At 72.0% G+C, this 15,768-nt stretch carries 18 protein-coding genes; 3 read left to right on the top strand and 15 right to left on the bottom strand.

Annotated features, from left to right (window positions below; genetic code table 11):
- Positions 1–37 precede the first annotated feature (37 nt).
- Genes BIU98_RS05160 through phnG form a run of 10 tightly spaced genes read right to left on the bottom strand, consistent with a single transcriptional unit; the run spans position 38 to position 8,043 of the window.
- Positions 38–919, bottom strand: coding sequence for an oxidoreductase (locus BIU98_RS05160; RefSeq protein WP_071272644.1), 882 nt, complete (start codon positions 917–919; stop codon positions 38–40).
- Complete coding sequence (phnN, locus tag BIU98_RS05155; RefSeq protein WP_071272641.1) at positions 916–1,506, bottom strand: phosphonate metabolism protein/1,5-bisphosphokinase (PRPP-forming) PhnN; 591 nt, start codon at positions 1,504–1,506, stop codon at positions 916–918. The genes BIU98_RS05160 and phnN overlap by 4 nt, the downstream gene beginning before the upstream one ends.
- Positions 1,503–2,678, bottom strand: coding sequence for an alpha-D-ribose 1-methylphosphonate 5-triphosphate diphosphatase (locus BIU98_RS05150; protein WP_071272639.1), 1,176 nt, complete (start codon positions 2,676–2,678; stop codon positions 1,503–1,505). The genes phnN and BIU98_RS05150 overlap by 4 nt, the downstream gene beginning before the upstream one ends.
- Positions 2,675–3,424 carry a DUF1045 domain-containing protein gene (locus tag BIU98_RS05145; protein ID WP_071272636.1) on the bottom strand — a complete coding sequence of 250 codons (750 nt, stop codon included), beginning with the start codon at positions 3,422–3,424 and terminating at the stop codon, positions 2,675–2,677. The genes BIU98_RS05150 and BIU98_RS05145 overlap by 4 nt, the downstream gene beginning before the upstream one ends.
- Entirely contained in the window at positions 3,421–4,146 is a 726-nt protein-coding gene (gene phnL, locus BIU98_RS05140; RefSeq protein WP_071272632.1) for a phosphonate C-P lyase system protein PhnL, read from the bottom strand. Before phnL ends, BIU98_RS05145 begins: the two co-directional genes overlap by 4 nt.
- Before the next feature lie 7 nt (positions 4,147–4,153).
- A complete protein-coding gene (gene phnK / locus BIU98_RS05135; protein WP_071272628.1) occupies positions 4,154–4,933 on the bottom strand; it encodes a phosphonate C-P lyase system protein PhnK in 780 nt (259 codons plus the stop codon).
- Positions 4,930–5,802 (bottom strand): alpha-D-ribose 1-methylphosphonate 5-phosphate C-P-lyase PhnJ, encoded by an 873-nt coding sequence (locus BIU98_RS05130; RefSeq protein ID WP_071272625.1) that lies wholly within the window; start codon positions 5,800–5,802, stop codon positions 4,930–4,932. The genes phnK and BIU98_RS05130 overlap by 4 nt, the downstream gene beginning before the upstream one ends.
- Complete coding sequence (locus tag BIU98_RS05125; protein WP_071272623.1) at positions 5,799–6,944, bottom strand: carbon-phosphorus lyase complex subunit PhnI; 1,146 nt, start codon at positions 6,942–6,944, stop codon at positions 5,799–5,801. Before BIU98_RS05125 ends, BIU98_RS05130 begins: the two co-directional genes overlap by 4 nt.
- Positions 6,944–7,564 carry a phosphonate C-P lyase system protein PhnH gene (gene phnH / locus BIU98_RS05120; RefSeq protein WP_071272619.1) on the bottom strand — a complete coding sequence of 207 codons (621 nt, stop codon included), beginning with the start codon at positions 7,562–7,564 and terminating at the stop codon, positions 6,944–6,946. The genes BIU98_RS05125 and phnH overlap by 1 nt, the downstream gene beginning before the upstream one ends.
- Positions 7,561–8,043 (bottom strand): phosphonate C-P lyase system protein PhnG, encoded by a 483-nt coding sequence (phnG, locus tag BIU98_RS05115; RefSeq protein WP_071272616.1) that lies wholly within the window; start codon positions 8,041–8,043, stop codon positions 7,561–7,563. Before phnG ends, phnH begins: the two co-directional genes overlap by 4 nt.
- Positions 8,044–8,196: 153 nt before the next feature.
- Between phnG and phnF the strand changes: the two genes are divergently transcribed.
- Positions 8,197–8,988 (top strand): phosphonate metabolism transcriptional regulator PhnF, encoded by a 792-nt coding sequence (gene phnF, locus BIU98_RS05110; RefSeq protein ID WP_071272613.1) that lies wholly within the window; start codon positions 8,197–8,199, stop codon positions 8,986–8,988.
- Here the strand turns inward: phnF and BIU98_RS05105 are convergent.
- The 5 genes from BIU98_RS05105 to BIU98_RS05085 form a co-directional block, all read right to left on the bottom strand.
- On the bottom strand, positions 8,976–9,620 hold the full coding sequence (locus BIU98_RS05105; RefSeq protein ID WP_071272610.1) for a DapH/DapD/GlmU-related protein: 645 nt from the start codon (positions 9,618–9,620) through the stop codon (positions 8,976–8,978). The genes phnF and BIU98_RS05105 overlap by 13 nt on opposite strands.
- The gene (locus tag BIU98_RS05100; protein WP_071272607.1) at positions 9,617–11,341 is read right to left on the bottom strand and encodes an ABC transporter permease; all 1,725 of its coding nucleotides are present in this window, start codon (positions 11,339–11,341) and stop codon (positions 9,617–9,619) included. Before BIU98_RS05100 ends, BIU98_RS05105 begins: the two co-directional genes overlap by 4 nt.
- Entirely contained in the window at positions 11,338–12,183 is an 846-nt protein-coding gene (phnC, locus tag BIU98_RS05095) for a phosphonate ABC transporter ATP-binding protein (RefSeq protein ID WP_071272604.1), read from the bottom strand. The genes BIU98_RS05100 and phnC overlap by 4 nt, the downstream gene beginning before the upstream one ends.
- 30 nt (positions 12,184–12,213) lie before the next feature.
- The gene (gene phnD, locus BIU98_RS05090) at positions 12,214–13,191 is read right to left on the bottom strand and encodes a phosphate/phosphite/phosphonate ABC transporter substrate-binding protein (RefSeq protein ID WP_071272601.1); all 978 of its coding nucleotides are present in this window, start codon (positions 13,189–13,191) and stop codon (positions 12,214–12,216) included.
- Positions 13,192–13,337: 146 nt separating this feature from the next.
- A complete protein-coding gene (locus BIU98_RS05085) occupies positions 13,338–13,766 on the bottom strand; it encodes a hypothetical protein (RefSeq protein WP_071272598.1) in 429 nt (142 codons plus the stop codon).
- Positions 13,767–13,988: 222 nt separating this feature from the next.
- On the opposite strand from BIU98_RS05085, the gene BIU98_RS05080 reads away from it, so the two are divergent.
- Together BIU98_RS05080 and BIU98_RS05075 are read left to right on the top strand one after the other, a co-directional pair.
- Positions 13,989–14,459 (top strand): CBS domain-containing protein, encoded by a 471-nt coding sequence (locus tag BIU98_RS05080; protein ID WP_175481289.1) that lies wholly within the window; start codon positions 13,989–13,991, stop codon positions 14,457–14,459.
- Positions 14,456–15,742, top strand: coding sequence for an SLC13 family permease (locus tag BIU98_RS05075; RefSeq protein ID WP_071272593.1), 1,287 nt, complete (start codon positions 14,456–14,458; stop codon positions 15,740–15,742). The genes BIU98_RS05080 and BIU98_RS05075 overlap by 4 nt, the downstream gene beginning before the upstream one ends.
- Positions 15,743–15,768 lie beyond the last annotated feature (26 nt).

Here is a 15,768-nt window from a genome sequence, read left to right as displayed (position 1 = left end):
GGTGTGCTCCCGCGCTCTCCGTCGTCACGTGCCGCGATCACCCGGGCCCGTCGCTCGCCGCCGCCAGGAGCAGGACCACGACGTCGGACACCGGCGTGGGGATGCCGTGCGCTCGGGCGCGGCGTTGCACCACACCGTTCCTGGCGTCCCACTCGAGGGGGAGCCCGGCGACACGGTCCGCGAGGATGGACGTCCCGAGGTCGGCGGGCTGCGCGCGGAAGCCGTCGAGGACCGACTCGACCACGGCATCGTCGAGCACGGCGCCGTCCGCTCGGGCCACGGACAGGCACTCGCGCAGGTAGGCCGTGGCGAGCCCGGCGACGTCGTCCCGCGCGTACATGCCCGAGCGGCGCCCGGTCAGGACCATCAGCCCCGCGACCGCGTTCTGCAGCAGCTTGCGCCACGCCGTGCTGTGGAAGTCGGGGCTCGTCTCGACCGTGCACCACGACCCGTCGAGGGCCGCGGCGGCGCGGTCCGACGCGACCCCGGTGGGCAGGGTGAGCCGGGCCGCTCCACGGAGCAGCACCTCGCCGTCGGGCTGTCGGACCGCCGGGAACCAGACGACCGCCGGGACGGTCGCCGCTCCCTGGACGAGCGGCGCGACCGTCTCGACCTGCTCGATGCCGTTCTGCAGCACGCACACGACGGTGTCCGGACCGCAGGCCACCCTGAGCAGCGGCGCGACGCCGGCGACCTGTGTGGTCTTGACCGCCAGGAACACCAGGTCGAAGGGCCTGTCGACGGGGTCGGTGTCCGTCCGGACGGGGCCAGGCACGACGACCCACTCCGATCCGGCCCGGAACCGGAGCTCGTCGCGCGCCGACCGCCCGAAGACGACCGGGGTCCGACCGACCTGGTGCAGCGCCGCCGCGATCGTCGTGCCGATCGCACCCGGGCCGATCACGGCGATGGAGCTCATCTTCGTCGTCCGGATGCGGTGGACCGTGCCCCGGCAGCAGCTCGCACGACGGTGGCGAGCAGTGCCTCGCCACCGATCTCGAGGGGCCCGTCGTTGGGGATCTCGACGTCGACCTGGTGGTCAGGGGCGGGGTCCGGGCGCTCGAGCCGGGCGGTGACCGCGTCACCGGACTCGCGACGGCGTGTCCGCAGCCGCTCGGCGCGGACCGCGTCCGGCACCGTCACGCGGACCACCACGAGCCGGTCGTAGCGCTCCGCGAGCTCCTCGAGGACACCGCGGGAGACGTTCGCGACGACCGTCATGCCCGCTCGGACCTCGTCGTCGACGTGCGCTGGGATCCCGTAGTCGAGCCCGTGCGCGTGCCAGAGGACGGCGAACGCGCCCGCTCGTGCCGCGGCGGCGAAGGCGTCCGGATCGAGCGGGTCGTGGTCCTCACCCGGACCGGACGGCCGGGTGACGGTCCGGCGTGGGTACCGCACGGTGTCGGACGTCCGGGCGTGCGCATACGCGATGAGGGCGTCCTTGCCGACCCCGCTCGCGCCGACGACGGCGACGAACGCACCCGGGCCGATCGGGGTGTGGGTCACGAGACGCGTTCCCCGCTGCGGTACACGCCGCGGACGACGGGCATGCTCCGGCCGTTCGGACGGCGGTCGTCCGCGGGCAGCTCGTGGGTGGCGACCCGCACCAGGTCCGCCCGCTTCCCGACGGCGATCTCGCCCCGGTCGTCGAGCCCGACCGCCCGGGCCGGGTTCGTGCTGATGAGCCGCGCGCCCTGGGACATGGTGACCACGCCGTCGGCGGCCAGCTGGAACACGGCGTGCAGCGGGCTCGAGGGCACGTAGTCCGACGACAGCACGTCGAGCAGGCCCAGGTCGAGCAGCTCCGACGCAGCCACGTTGCCGGACTGGCTGCCACCGCGGACGATGTTCGGTGCGCCCATCACCACGTGCAGCCCCTGGTCGACGGCGGCGCGTGCGGCGACGACCGTCGTCGGGAACTCCGAGATGTGCACGCCGAGGGAGACCGACTCGGCCACGTGCTCGGGCGTCGCGTCGTCGTGGGCGGCCAGGGTGATGCCGCGTTCGGATGCCAGGGCAGCGATGGCCCGTCGGTTGCGGTCGGCGTGCAGGGCCGACTGCTCGTGGAGCAGCTGCACGTACTGCTCGAAGTCCGCTTCGCTCACCCGGCGCTTCGCGAGGTAGTAGCGCTTGAAGTCCTCGACGTCGGCGTACTGCCGCTGTCCGGGGGTGTGGTCCATGAGTGAAGCCAACCGCACGAACGGGTCGTCGTCGAACTCGTGGAAGGCGTCGAGGCAGTCGGCGGAGGACACCTCGCAGCGCAGGTGCACGGCGTGCTCGGCGCGGAGCAGGCCTGCGCCCATCGCGGACTCGACCGCACCGGCCAACCGGTGTGCCGCGGCCGCTGCACCGTCGCGCCCGTCGGGTTCCGAACCGATGCGCACCGCGTCGAACACGGTCGTCGCGCCGGCGGCGGAGAGCTGGGCGTCGTGGGCGAGCACGGCGGGCAGCGGGTCCCACGAGACACCCGGCCGCGGGCTGAAGTGGTACTCGAGGTGGTCGGTGTGCAGTTCGACGACGCCCGGCATGAGGTGGTCGCCGTCGAGGTCGAGCCCGACGGTCGCGGCCGGACCGGTCGCGATGTCGGCGATGAGTCCGTCGCGGACCAGGACGGAGCCGAGCACGGTCTCGTCGCCGAGCACGACGCGGGTGTTGGTGAAGACGGTCTCGCGGGTCATCGTGTTCCTTCGCTGGCTGGGGATTCGGCGGTACGGGAGGTGAGGGTCGGGTGGAGCCGGTGTGCGGCGTGCTGGACGAACGGTGCGCCCGGTTCGGGTTCGACGAACAGCGCGAGGGCGTCGAGCGGGACGTCGTGTCCCAGGACCTCGTCGAACCAGCTGCGCAGCATGCGTTCGACCTCGGGCTGCTGGCCTGCGGGGATGCGGTCGGTCAGGGTCAGGTGGAAGCGGAACTCCTCGAGCACGTACGGGTAGCCGTACGTGTCCAGCAGGTCCCGCTGCCGCTCGGTGAGCGTCGCCGGGTCGCGTCGGGAGCGGTCCGCGTCGGACAACGGTGCCCGGAACCGGTCGAACTTCACCACCACGTCGTTCGCGACGGCGTCGAGCCGCGGAGCCGGGACGCCGGGGACCAGCGCGAAGAAGCCGTCGATCCGCGCCAGGCTGAGCGCGGGGAGCACCACGAGCGGTCGGCGGGCGGCGAACCGGGCCACGGCGCCGTCGAGCTCGTCGAGGCTGTGGCCCCGTGCGAGCCGGAACGGGGCCTTGAGCGTCCCGTGGAAGCCGTACCGCCGCGCGTCCCGCGTGATCGCGTCGATGGACGACCGGCTGTGCCCGAGCGGCGTCGCGGCCGCGACCGGCTCCCCGGTGGCGCTGCGCCCGAGCCACTGTTCCGCGAGGGTGCGGAGCCTCGTGGCCCCGGCGTGCACCGACGGCGTGCCCGGTGCGGCGTAGATGGCCGCTCTCATGCGTCGGCCCGCTCGAGTTCCCGGGCTGCCGCCGGGGACGACACCGCGACGTCGACCACACGGTCGGCGACCGCGTCGCGGACCGCGGCGTCGTGGAAGATCCCGAGCATCGCGGTGCCGCTGCGCCGTTTCTGGGCGATCAGCTCCACGACGACGTCCCGGTTCCGCGCGTCGAGGGACGCAGTCGGCTCGTCCAGCAGCAGCAGCGGCAGGTCTGCGATGAAGCCGCGCGCGATGTTCACACGTTGCTGCTCGCCACCGGAGAAGGTGGCGGGCGGCAGCGACCAGAGGCGTTCCGGGATGTGCACCCGGGTGAGCAGCGCTGCGGCCCGGTCACGAGCCTCCAGGCGGTCGACGCCGCGCTCCAGCAGCGGCTCGGCGACCACCTGCAGTGCCGGGACGCGGGGCACGCAGCGCAGGAACTGGCTGACGTACCCCATGGTGTCGCGGCGAGCGGCGATGACCTGTCGTGGGTCGGCGGTGGCGAGGTCGAGCGGCGGGACGCCGCCGAGCAGGACGCTGCCCCGGTCGACGGCGTAGTTGCCGTAGACCATCTTCAGGACGGAGCTCTTGCCGGCGCCGGACGCGCCCCCGAGGACGACGCACTCGCCGGGGTGCACGCGGAAGCTGAGTCCGCGGAGCACCTCGATGCGCTGTCCGCCCTGCAGGTGCATGGTGAAGGTCTTCTCGACCTCGGAGACGGTGAGGATCGGTTCGGTCATGGTCGGTTCACCCCTGGAGGATCGAGGAGACGAGGAGCTGCGTGTACGCGGCCTGGGGGTCGTCGAGGACCCGGTCGGTCAGACCGGACTCGATGACCCGACCGCCCTGCATCACGAGCGTGCGGTGGGAGATCAATCGGGCGACCGCGAGGTCGTGCGTGACGATCACGACGGCCAGCCCGAGTTCGGCGACGAGGGAACGGATCAGGTCGAGCAGGCGGGCCTGCACCGACACGTCGAGTCCGCTGGTCGGCTCGTCCATGAAGACCAGTCGGGGCGACACCACGAGGTTCCTGGCGATCTGCAGTCGTTGGCGCATGCCGCCCGAGAACGTGGCCGGGGTGTCGTCGATGCGGTCCGCCGGGATCTCGACGCGCTCGAGCCACTCGGCCGCCACCGCCCGGATCTGTCCGTAGTGCCGCCACCCCGTCGCCATGAGCGGTTCCCCGACGTTGCCGCCGGCGCTGACGTGCATGCGCAGGCCGTCGGCGGCGTCCTGGTGCACGAAGCCCCACTCGGACCGCCAGAGCCGCCGGAGGGCGGTCTCGCTGAGGTCACCGAGCTCGACGGTCTCGCCGTCGGCCGTGCCGTACCGGATGGAGCCCTCGGTCAGCGACAGCCGTCGGGACAGGGTGCCGAGCAGCGTGGACTTGCCGGAGCCCGACTCGCCGACGACGGCGAGCACCTCGCCCGGCCACAGCTCGAAGTCGACGTCGCGGCAGCCGTACCGGTCGCCGTAACGGTGGCCGGCGCCCCGGACCTGGAGCAGGGGACGTGGTTCGCTCATGCGGTGACCTCCTCGGTCGTCGCGGCTCCGCCGCCCGCAGCGACCGTCCGCTCGCAGTGGTCGGTGTCCGAGCAGGCGAACAGCACGCCGCCCGTGTCGTCGGTGATGATCTCGTCGAGGTACACGCCCGTCGACCCGCAGATCGCGCACGGGTGCTCGAACCGCTGGGGCTCGAACGGGTGGTCCTCGAACCCCAGGCTCACGACGTCGGTGAAGGGCGGCACCGCGTAGATGCGCTTCTCGCGGCCGGCGCCGTACAGGTGCAGCGCCGGACTCCGGTGCAGCTTCGGGTTGTCGAAGCTCGGCGTCGGGGACGGGTCCATCAGGTACCGCCCGTTGACCATCACCGGGTACGCGTACGTGGTGGCGATGTGCCCGTAGCGCGCGATGTCCTCGTAGAGCTTCACGTAGACCAGGCCGTACTCCTCGAGCGCGTGCATCCGCCGCGTCTCGGTCTCCCGCGGCTCCAGGAAGCGCAGCGGCTCGGGGATGGGCACCTGGTAGACCATGACCTGGCCGTCGGAGAGCGGTGTCTCCGGGATCCGGTGCCGGGTCTGGATCACCGTCGCCTCGTCCGTGCGGGTCGTGGTCGCTGCACCGCTCACCCTGGCGAAGAACTGCCGGATGGACACGGCGTTGGTGGTGTCGTCGGCGCCCTGGTCGATCACCTTGAGGACGTCGTCCTCACCGAGGACCGCCGCGGTCACCTGCACGCCACCCGTGCCCCAGCCGCGGGGCATGGGGACCTCGCGGGAGGCGAAGGGCACCTGGAACCCGGGGATCGCCACGGCCTTCAGCAGGGCACGGCGGATCATCCGCTTGGTCTGCTCGTCGAGGTACCCGACGTTGTACACCAGCTCGCCGCTCATGCGGGCACCGCCTCGGCGGCGGAAGCGGTGGAAGCGGCGGAAGCGGCGGAAGCGGCGGCCGCTGCTGCGCCCGTCCCGCGTCCCTCGTGCTCCTCGCGGAGCCGCCGGACCAGCCCGAGCTCCGCCTGGAAGTCGACGTAGTGGGGCAGTTTGAGGTGCTCGACGAAGCCCGTCGCCTGCACGTTGTCGCTGTGGCTCACCACGAACTCCTCGTCCTGCGCCGGTGCGACGCGTCGTTCGCCGAACTCGTCGGCGCGCAGTGCCCGGTCGAGCAGCGACATCGACATCGCCTTGCGCTCGCTCCGCCCGAAGGCCAGGCCGTAGCCGCGGGTGAACTGGGCCGGCCTGTCGGCACTGCCGGTGAACTGGTTGATCATCTGGCACTCGGTGACCTCGAGCCGGCCGAGCGGCACCGGGAAGCCGAGGTCGGGGGCGTCGAACTCCACCTCGACCTCACCGACCCGGACCTCGCCGGCGAAGGGGTGCGTGCGCCCGAACCCGCGCTGCGTGGAGTAGCCGAGGGACAGCAGGAAGCCCTCGTCGCCCCGCGCCAGCGCCTGCAGCCGTTCGGCCCGGCTCATCGGGAACATCGTCGGGTCGCGCGTCAGGTCGGCCGGCTCCGGGTCGGTCGAGTCCGGGGACCGCTCCGGCTCGATGAGCGACGCGTCGCCGAGCAGGTCGTTCACGCGCGGCATCGGTCGGGACTCCTCCGCCGCGGCCGCGGTCGGTTCCGGACCGTCCGTCGCGGCGTCGGAGAACAGCCGGTGCGTGTAGTCGAACGTCACGCCGAGCTGCTGCCCGCCGGGCAGGTCCTTGAAGGTCGCCGAGATCCGCCGCTGCGGGGGGAGCGACGCCGTGTCGAGCGGCAGCGTGTAGCCGAGGCGGGGGAGCGTGGTGCGGTAGGACCGCACGAGGGTGACGGCTTCGAGCACGTCACCCTGCGCCTGCAGGACGGCACGGGCCGCGAGCTCGGGGTCGTACAGCGAACCCTCGTTCATGACGCGGGCCACGAGCACCGAGAGCTGGCCGGCGACCGCGTCGACGGTGATCACGGGCGTCTCGGGGTCGCCCCGGCCCTCCTTGGCGAGCAGGGCGTGGGCGTTGGCGATCGCCTTCTCGCCGCCCTTGACTGCGACGTACATCAGGCCTCCTGTGCGGTGTCGGACGCGGTGAGCCGCGTGGTCCTGGGGAGCGCGGCGACGTGGTCGCGCTCGACGAGCAGCAGGTCCACGCCGCGCGGGAACCGCGCGCCGTTCTGCCGCCACTCCTCGAGGAACGCGGCGTCGGCCCACGGTGCGTCGACGTCGACGCTGCCGTCGATGCCGGGGCCGCTCGCGGTGAGCGGCAGCTGCCCGTCGAGCTCGCGCACGTCGAGCACGAGGGTCGCGGAACGGTGCGGGTCCACGTCGGTGCCCTGGGCCAGGTCGGCCAGGGCCGGACGGGAGGCTCGGGTCACCACGACGAAGTCGGCCTCGGCGGGCTGGGTGGCCCTGGCCACCCCGGTGTGGAACGCCAGCCAGGCCGCGAGCTCCGGGTCGTCACCGGCGGGGCCGGCGATCCAGACCGAGCACTCCTCGTCGAACAGCGTGAGGGCGACGGCGGCGAGCCCGGGGCCGAACGCCCCGGGTGCCTCCGGCGGCACGGCCAGCGGGTACCGCCGCCCGGGGTGGGCGAGCGCATCGAGGACGGCGCGGAACACCCGCTGCGCGCCGCGGGTGGGGTCGTCGAACCCGGGGGCGGGGATGGGCGTCGTGGTGCTCATGCGTGCTCCCGTGAGATCGTGAAGAAGTCGACCAGCGTGCTGCGGGCCTCGACCCGGCGGGCCTCGTCGCGCTCGGCCTGGGCGTCCTCGAGCGGGACCACCACCTCGGTGAGCAGGCGCTCCCGCAGGCCGGCGTCGGCGAGCAACCCGTCGAAGACGGCGGCGAGCCGCGCGTGCTCGAGGTCGGTGCCGAGCAGGTACGAGGTCCCGACGACGTCGGCGTCGAGCGGGGCACCGTGCAGCCGGACCGTCGCCCTGCTCACCGTCGCCTCGCCCATGTTGAAGCGGTCCCCGCCGGCGTCGACCCGGGCACGGACCATGACGAGTCCGGTCTCCGGCCCGCGGATCGCCTGCACGTCGGGCTTCGGTTCGAGCCGTCGCCACGCGGCGTCGAGCGCGGCGGTCGGTGCGAGCGCGAGTGCGCGCATCCACCGCTGCCGCTCGACCACGGCCGCCGGTGCTGCTGGGTTCGTGGACATCACGTCCTCCGATCAAGTTGTCTGTGTTTCTGGATAACTTGACCGTAGCGCTGTCGGTCGAGCAGCACGACCGCACGGGGCGACGAGCAGCACGACAGCGGGTGAACATCCGGGGAACTGGCCCGTTCACCGCCGACGGTAGAGTGCGGTCGCATGACGGTGCAGGGGCGATCGGCGAGCGGGTACTCGGCCTGGCGACTCATCGCCGACGAGCTCCGCCGCGAGATCTTCGACGGTTCGCTGCTGCCGTCGGCCAAGCTGCCGACCGAGGGGGCACTCGCCGAACGCTTCGGCGTCCACCGCAACACCGTCCGGCAGGCGGTCGCGGCGCTCGCGTCCGAGGACCTGGTCCGCTCCCGTCGTGGCAGCGGCACCTTCGTCGTCGAGCACTCCGTGATCGTGCACCGGATCGGCCTCCGGACGCGCCTGAGCGACAGCCTCGGCCGACGCGGGTCCGCCGTGTCCGGCCGGCTGCTGGAGTCCCGGACGGTACCCGTGCCGCCGACGGAGGTCGACGAGCAGCTCCGGCTCGAGGGCCGACCCGCGCTGCTGCTGGAGTCGGCACGATCCGTCGACGGCGTCACCATCTCCCGCGGGACGCACTGGTTCGACGCCGAGCGGGTGACCGGGATCGACGAGCACTTCGCCCGCACCGGGTCGATGACCGCCGCACTCCGCGCCGTGGGCATCGAGGACTACCTCCGTGCGCACACGACGGTCGGGGCGCGCATCGCGAGCGGCGCCGAGTCGTCGGACATGGCGCTGCCGATGGGGACGGTGGTGCTGGTCGTGCACGCCCTCGACGCCCTGCCCGACGGCACGCCGCTCCAGGCCGGGATCACCCGCTTCCGCGCGGACCGGGTGGAGCTCGACGTCGAGCACCCGGACGCGGGTGCGGGCATGCTCGACGGGGCGGGGCCCGCTGCCGAGGACTACGCCTCGTAGCGGTCGAGGAACGCGTCGACCGACAGGGTGCGGAAGTCCCCGAGCCGGGCCCGGAGCGTCGCGTGGTCCCAGTCCCACCAGGCCAGGCGCTGCAGCCGCTCGGCGGTCTCCGGTGGTTGCCGGAGCCGGATGACCCGCGCCGGCACCCCGGCGACGACGGCGTACGCGGGCACGTCCTTCGTCACGACGGCGCCGGACGCCACCACGGCGCCGTCGCCCACGGTCACCTCGGGCTTGACCAGGGCGCCGTGGCCGATCCACGTGTCGTGTCCGATCCGCGTCCGACGTGCCCGGCGCTGCTCGAACCACGACTCGTCGTCCTGCGCGTCGTCCCAGTAGTGGCTGCTGCGGTACATGAAGTGGTGCAGGGTCGCCCGGTCGAGCGGGTGGTCGGTCGCGCCGATCCGCACGGCGCTGGCGATGTTCGCGAACCGGCCGACGGAGGTGTTCGCGATGTCGCAGAGCCGGTCGCAGTAGCTGTAGTCGCCCACGTCGCTGTCGGTGAGGCGGCAGTCGTCGCCGATCTCGACCCAGCGCCCGAGGGTGCTGCCGGTCATCGCGGTGCCGGGTCCGACCGCTGGCTCCTCGGTCAGCCGGAGTCCTCCGGCCGTCGGCAGCCCGTGCCCGCTCATCGGTACACCCGGCGCATCCACGCCGCGAGTCCCTCGACCGCGAGCACGGCGACGAGCACCATCGCCACGAGCGTCGTCACCTGACCGTGCAGGGTCAGGACGGTGGACGCGTTCGTCAGGTAGAAGCCGACCCCGCCGCCGCCGACGATCCCGAGCAGCGTCGCCGCGCGGATGTTCGTGTCGACGAGGTAGAGCGAGTTGCCGACCAACGACGGCAGGCCCTGGGGGAGCGTGGCGGCGAGGTACCGCTGCCCCCGCGTCGCCCCCGCTGCCGTGAGCGCCTGCTCCGGTCCGGACGGCACCTCCTCGAAGGAGTCGGCGACGAGCTTGCCGAGCAGCCCGATCCCACCGAAGGCGAGCGCGACGACGCCGGCCTGGTTCCCGAGCCCCGTCACCATGATCAGGAAGATCGCCAGCACGAGCTCGGGGACACCGCGGAACACGACGAGCACGACCCGGAACACGCTCCGGACGACACCGTTCGGGGCGACGTTGCGCGCCGCGAGCGACCCGATGACGAGGGACAGGACGAGCGACAGGAGCGCGGCAGCGAAGGCGACCTGCACCGTCACGAGCAGTGCCTGCGCGAACTCGCCGAACGTGTGGCTGCCGAGGTCCGGCGGCCAGAAGCTCTGCAGCGTGGGCACCACCTGGTTCCACGCGATGTCGTCGAAGTCGACGCCGGCCATCCACCAGCTCGCGATCACGAGCGCGACGGCTGCGAGCGACCAGACGGTGTTCCGCACCCGACGCGGCGTCCAGGGCCGACGGGACATCGAGTCCACGGTGACGCCGCCTGGGACGCGTCCGGTCGGAGCCGGTCGGTTCCTGGTGGCGCGACGCACGATGCGGTCGCCGAGGCCGCGGCCGGACGGCTGCGCGCCGAGCAGGTTGCGGCGGATCGTGGACGAGACGACTTCGAGCACGACGCAGAGCGCGAAGATGACGATCGCGATGCCGAGACCTCGCCCGTAGCCCGTCGGGAACTGCCCGAACGCGATCTTCATCGCGTACCCGAGCCCGCCGACCCCGGCGTACCCGAGGATCGCCGAACCGCGCAGGTTGATGTCGAACCGGTGCAGGACGATCGCGATCCACGCGGGGAGCACCTGCGGGACGACGCCGGACCAGAACTCCTGGGCACGTGACCCACCGGCCGCCCTGACGGCGAGCCGGGGCCCGTCGTCGATCTGCTCGACGGCGTCCGCGAACAGCTTCGAGATCATCCCGATCGAGTGGATCCCGAGCGCCAGGATGCCCGGCAGCGGACTGCCCAGCGCGAAGGTGAGCGAGAACGCCAGTGCGATGACGACGTCCGGCACCGCACGGGTCAGGGCTCCGATCGCCCGGCCGACCCAGCGAGACCAGCCGACGGGCGTCGTGTTCGCTGCGGCGATCCAGGCGACCGGCACCGAGATCAGCGCGGCGACGACGGTGCCGAGGATGACGATGCCGATGGTGAGGCCGATGAGGTAGACCAGGTCCCCGGGCGCGGGGAAGCTGATCGGGTCCATCTGCGAGAACACCCGCGCGGCGTTCGCGATGCTCGTCGGGACGGCGCTCCAGCCGAAGTCGAGCTCGGACAGCGACCACGCCCCGAACGCGACCATGGCCAGCACCACGACGCCCGCGACGATCCGCTGGATCGCCACCGGGCGGCGCGGCGCGCGGCTGTCGACGTCACCGGCGCCGGTGACACGCGGCGCCTCGAGGACCGTCATCGCTCGCCGGCGGCGCGCACCGCGTCGAGCAGGCCGACGTCGGCGAGCTCCGTCTCGATGACCCGCATCTCGGCGGAGGAGGTGCTCACGCGGCCGTAGACGTCCATCACCTGGGCCTTGCTGATGCCGGCGGTCGGCAGGTCGAGGACGACCTCGCCGTGCCGGAGCCCGACGATCCGGTCACCCCAGCCGAGCGCGATGTCGACCTGGTGCAGGCTGCAGACGACCGTGAGCCCGTCGTCGGCGGCGATCTCCCGGATGAGCCGCATCACCTGCGCGCTCGACTCGGGGTCGAGCGACGCGACGGGCTCGTCGGCGAGCAGCACCTCCGGGTCCTGCATGAGTGCGCGGGCGATCGCGACGCGCTGCTGCTGTCCGCCGGAGAGCTCGTCAGCGCGCTGGTAGGCCTTCTCGAGCAGCCCGACGCGCTCCAGGTGTGTCAGGGCCGCGGTCCGGACGGCCCGCGGGTACGACCAGGTGCCGAGCCGCGGGCCCCGGAGGCGCGACAGTGATCCGGTCAGGACGTTCTCGAGCACCGTCAGTGCCGGGACCAGCTCGAACTGCTGGAAGACCATCGCGACCCGGCCGCGCATCGTCCGCAGGTCGCGCGACCGGAGCGTGGTCAGCTCCTCGCCGAGCACCCGGACGGATCCGGAGGTCGGGAACTCGAGACCGTTGACGTGCCGCAGCAGCGTCGACTTGCCGGAGCCGGACAGCCCCAGCAGCACGACGACCTCCCCCTGCTCGACGGTCAGGTCGACGGCGTCGAGGGCCCTCGTGGTGCCGAAGTCCTTCGTGACCCCGGTCACCGAGATCACCGGGGAGGTCGTCGTGTGCTGCATGGTGTCAGTCCCTCGTCCAGGTCCTGCGCGTCACTTCGCGCAGTCGGCGCTCGGGATGGTGGAGCACAGGTCGCGGATCGACTTGTAGTACGACGCGTCCTCGGCCTGGGCGCCGAAGTACCCCTCGGTGAAGCCGTCCGTCATCGTGATCCCGGCCTTCTCGATGGCCTCCGGCGAGGCGCCCGCCAGGACGCTGGCGAGCTTCGTCTGCACGTCCTTCGGCAGCTTCGTGGAAATCGAGAGCGGGCCGCCGGGCACGTACTGCTTGCCGAGGACCGTGATGTCGCCCTTCTTGGCCGCGGGCTCCGCGATCGAGTCCTCGGCGAACCCGAGGTCGCACTGTCCGGAGGCCACGGCCTGCTCGGACTTGTCGTGAGCGCCGGCGAAGTACGCGGTGAACGCGTCGAACTTCGGGTTGCCGCTCGCGTCCGTGCCCGACGTCGTGACGTCGATCCCGGCCTTGGACAGCTGGTACAGCCCGAACAGGAAGCCCGAGGTGGAGTTCGGGTCGACGAAGCAGACGGTCTTGCCCTTCGCCTGCTTCAGCGAGGTGACCGACGAGCCGGCCTTGGTGATCGCCTCGGAGTAGTACCCGGGGTCCTTCACGTCGGGGGAGCTGAGCGTCGCGGCGACCGGTGCGAGCGCGGCGCCCTTGTTCGTGGCCTGCACGTACTGCAGCCCGCCGGAGGACATCACGTCGACCTTGCCGGCGACCGCCGCGGCGATGAGCGCCGTGTAGTCCGCGGTCGGGTAGTACTCGACCTCGTAGCCGGTCTCCTTGGCGATGTACTCCTCGAGCGGCTTGTTGTTCGCGTCGGAGCCGGCCTGGTCGGGGACGGCGCCGAACACGAGCGTGCCCTTCGCCTTGGCCCAGGTGCCGGACGAGGCGGCGGCCGAGCCGTCGTCGGTGGCGGCGTTGCTGCTCGCGGAGCAGCCGGTCAGGGCGACCACCGCGAGGGTCAGGACGGAGCCGACGATGCCGATGCGCGTGCTTCGGGACAGATGCATGGGGGAGGGCCTTCCGGTCGTGCACGCGCCGCGGTGGGTCCGCATGCGTGTCACGGTGACGGTAAGGACGGGAAGTGGAGCGCAACCCCCGGCTCAGTGACGAATCCGTGAACCAGTCCAGAAATCCAGACAACTCTCCCGGGCGGTCAGCGCTTCCGGCGTCCGGTCCGCAGGGCGTTCGTCGCCCAGAGCGCGACGGCGATGAGGACGGGCTGGAACAGCAGCCGGACGAACCGCTTGGTGTCGGTGTCCAGGCCGAAGCCGTCCCGGTGGTGGATCCACTGCGCGATGTTCCCCGGGAAGACGGCGGCGAAGAACACGGCCGCGACCCACCCGACCGTGGCCTGTCGGCGGACCAGGAGCACCAGCGCGGCGCCGAGGGAGATCTCCGCGATGCCCGACGCCAGGACGGTGACGTCGGGGTCGAGCGGCACGAACTCGGGGACCTGCGCACGGAACTCCTGCCGGGCGACGGTGAGGTGGCTGATCCCGGCCCAGGTGATGGCCGCACCCAGCAGGATGCGCACCACGGTCCGGGGCTTCGTCGAGCGGGTGGTGCGGGGACGAGACGACATGGCAGCTGCCTTCCAGGGGAGCGGACGATGGAGCGAGGGCAACGCGCCAACTGAATTGTGCACAACCTAACACGGCACCCGCGGTCCCACCCGGACACGGACAGAGCGCGCCCCTGGTTGGATCGACGGATGGCCGGACGCGCCGCAGCCGTCTGCCCGGTCGGCAGAGCGACGCCGACCGAGACCGCGCGCGACCCCCGCGCACCCCGGACGGAGCACTCCATGCACGCATCTGACATCGCCGGACCGCTGGTCGTCGTCGACCGGTCGACCCCGGCCCTCGACGCGATCCGGTTGATCGCCGACCAGGACCTCCTGGGGCTCGTCATCGCCGAGCACGACGGGCACCCGTCCGCGGTGGTGTCGAGCATCGACGTGACCCGGTACATGCTCCCCGGGTACCTGCTCGACGACCTGTCCCTCGCCAACACGCTCGGCGCGGACGGCGTCGAGGACCTGCGCCTCGGGATGGAGGGCCGCACCCTCGGCGACCTCGTCGACGACGACTCCGTCGCGGTGCGCCGGGTGCTGGTCGTGCCGGCCGACGCCGGGCTGGTCGAGGTGGCCGCTCGGATGGTGGACGCCGGGACGCAGGTGGCGCTCGTCCACGACCCGTCCCGCGACGAGCCCGTGTTCGTGACCCTCCCCGGGCTCCTCGACGCCCTGGTGGGACGCTGGGACGCGCGCTCGTGACGGTCCAGATCGTCCTGGCCATCGCGGTCTTCGTCGCCGCCTACGTCTTCATCGCGACCGAGAAGCTGCCGCGGGTGCTGGTCGCCCTCGGCGGTGCGGCACTCATGGTCCTCATCGGGGCGACCGACGACGCCGCGGTGTTCTTCTCCGAGGAGACGGGCATCGACTGGAACGTCGTGTTCCTGCTGCTCGGGATGATGATCATCGTCGGGATCCTGCGACAGACGGGCCTCTTCGAGTACCTCGCCATCTGGTCGGCGAAGGCGGCGAAGGGCCGGCCCTTCCGCATCATGGTGATGCTCATCGTGATCACCGCCGTCCTGTCAGCGTTCCTCGACAACGTGACCACGATCCTCCTGGTCGCCCCGGTCTCCCTGCTCGTCGCGCAGCGCCTCGGGAAGTCGCCCGTCCCGTTCCTGCTCGCCGAGGTGTTCGCGTCGAACATCGGCGGCACCGCGACCCTCATCGGCGACCCGCCGAACCTGATCATCGGCAGTCGTGGCGACATCGGCTTCAACGACTTCATCGTCCAGCTCGCGCCGATCATCGTCGTGCTCATCGTCGTCCTGGTCGGGCTGTGCCGCGTCCTGTTCCGGTCGACCTTCGCGTACGACGCCGGACGTGCAGAACGGGTGATGGCCCTCGACGAGAAGGAGGCGATCCGGGACCGTGGCCTCCTCGTGCGCTCGCTCGTCGTGGTCGGCCTCGTGCTCGTCGGCTTCGTGACGTCCACGTTCACCGGGCTGGAACCGGCCATCGTCGCCCTGCTCGGGGCCGGGCTCCTGGTCATGCTCGCGCGCCTGGAGCCGAAGCGCGTGTTCGGCGACGTCGAGTGGGAGACGCTGCTGTTCTTCGCCGGGTTGTTCATCATGGTCGGGTCGCTGGTGAACCTCGGGGTCATCGAGACGATCGGCCAGGCGGCGAAGGGCGCCGTCGGGGAGAACTACTTCGGCGCCTCCGGCGTCCTCCTGTTCGGTTCGGCGCTCTTCTCCGGCATCGTCGACAACATCCCGTTCGTCGCGACCCTCGCGCCGCTCACGAACGACATCGTGCAGTCCGGCGGCGCCGAGGCACGTCCGCTCTGGTGGGCCCTGGCGCTCGGCGCGGACCTCGGCGGCAACCTGACGGCGGTCGGCGCGAGCGCGAACGTCGTGATGATCGGCATCGCCAAGCGCAACGGTCACCACATCTCGTTCTGGGAGTTCACGAAGTACGGCATCGTCGTGACCGCCGTCACCGTCGGGCTCTGCTTCCCCTACATCTGGCTCCGCTACTTCCTGTAACGGGGACCGCACGACGGACAGGAGGC

Source organism: Curtobacterium sp. MMLR14_010, from assembly GCF_001865015.1.
In the GTDB taxonomy this organism is placed as follows: domain Bacteria; phylum Actinomycetota; class Actinomycetes; order Actinomycetales; family Microbacteriaceae; genus Curtobacterium.
Note: the sequence above shows the minus strand (reverse complement) of the source record. Positions and strands in the feature narration are given on the sequence as shown.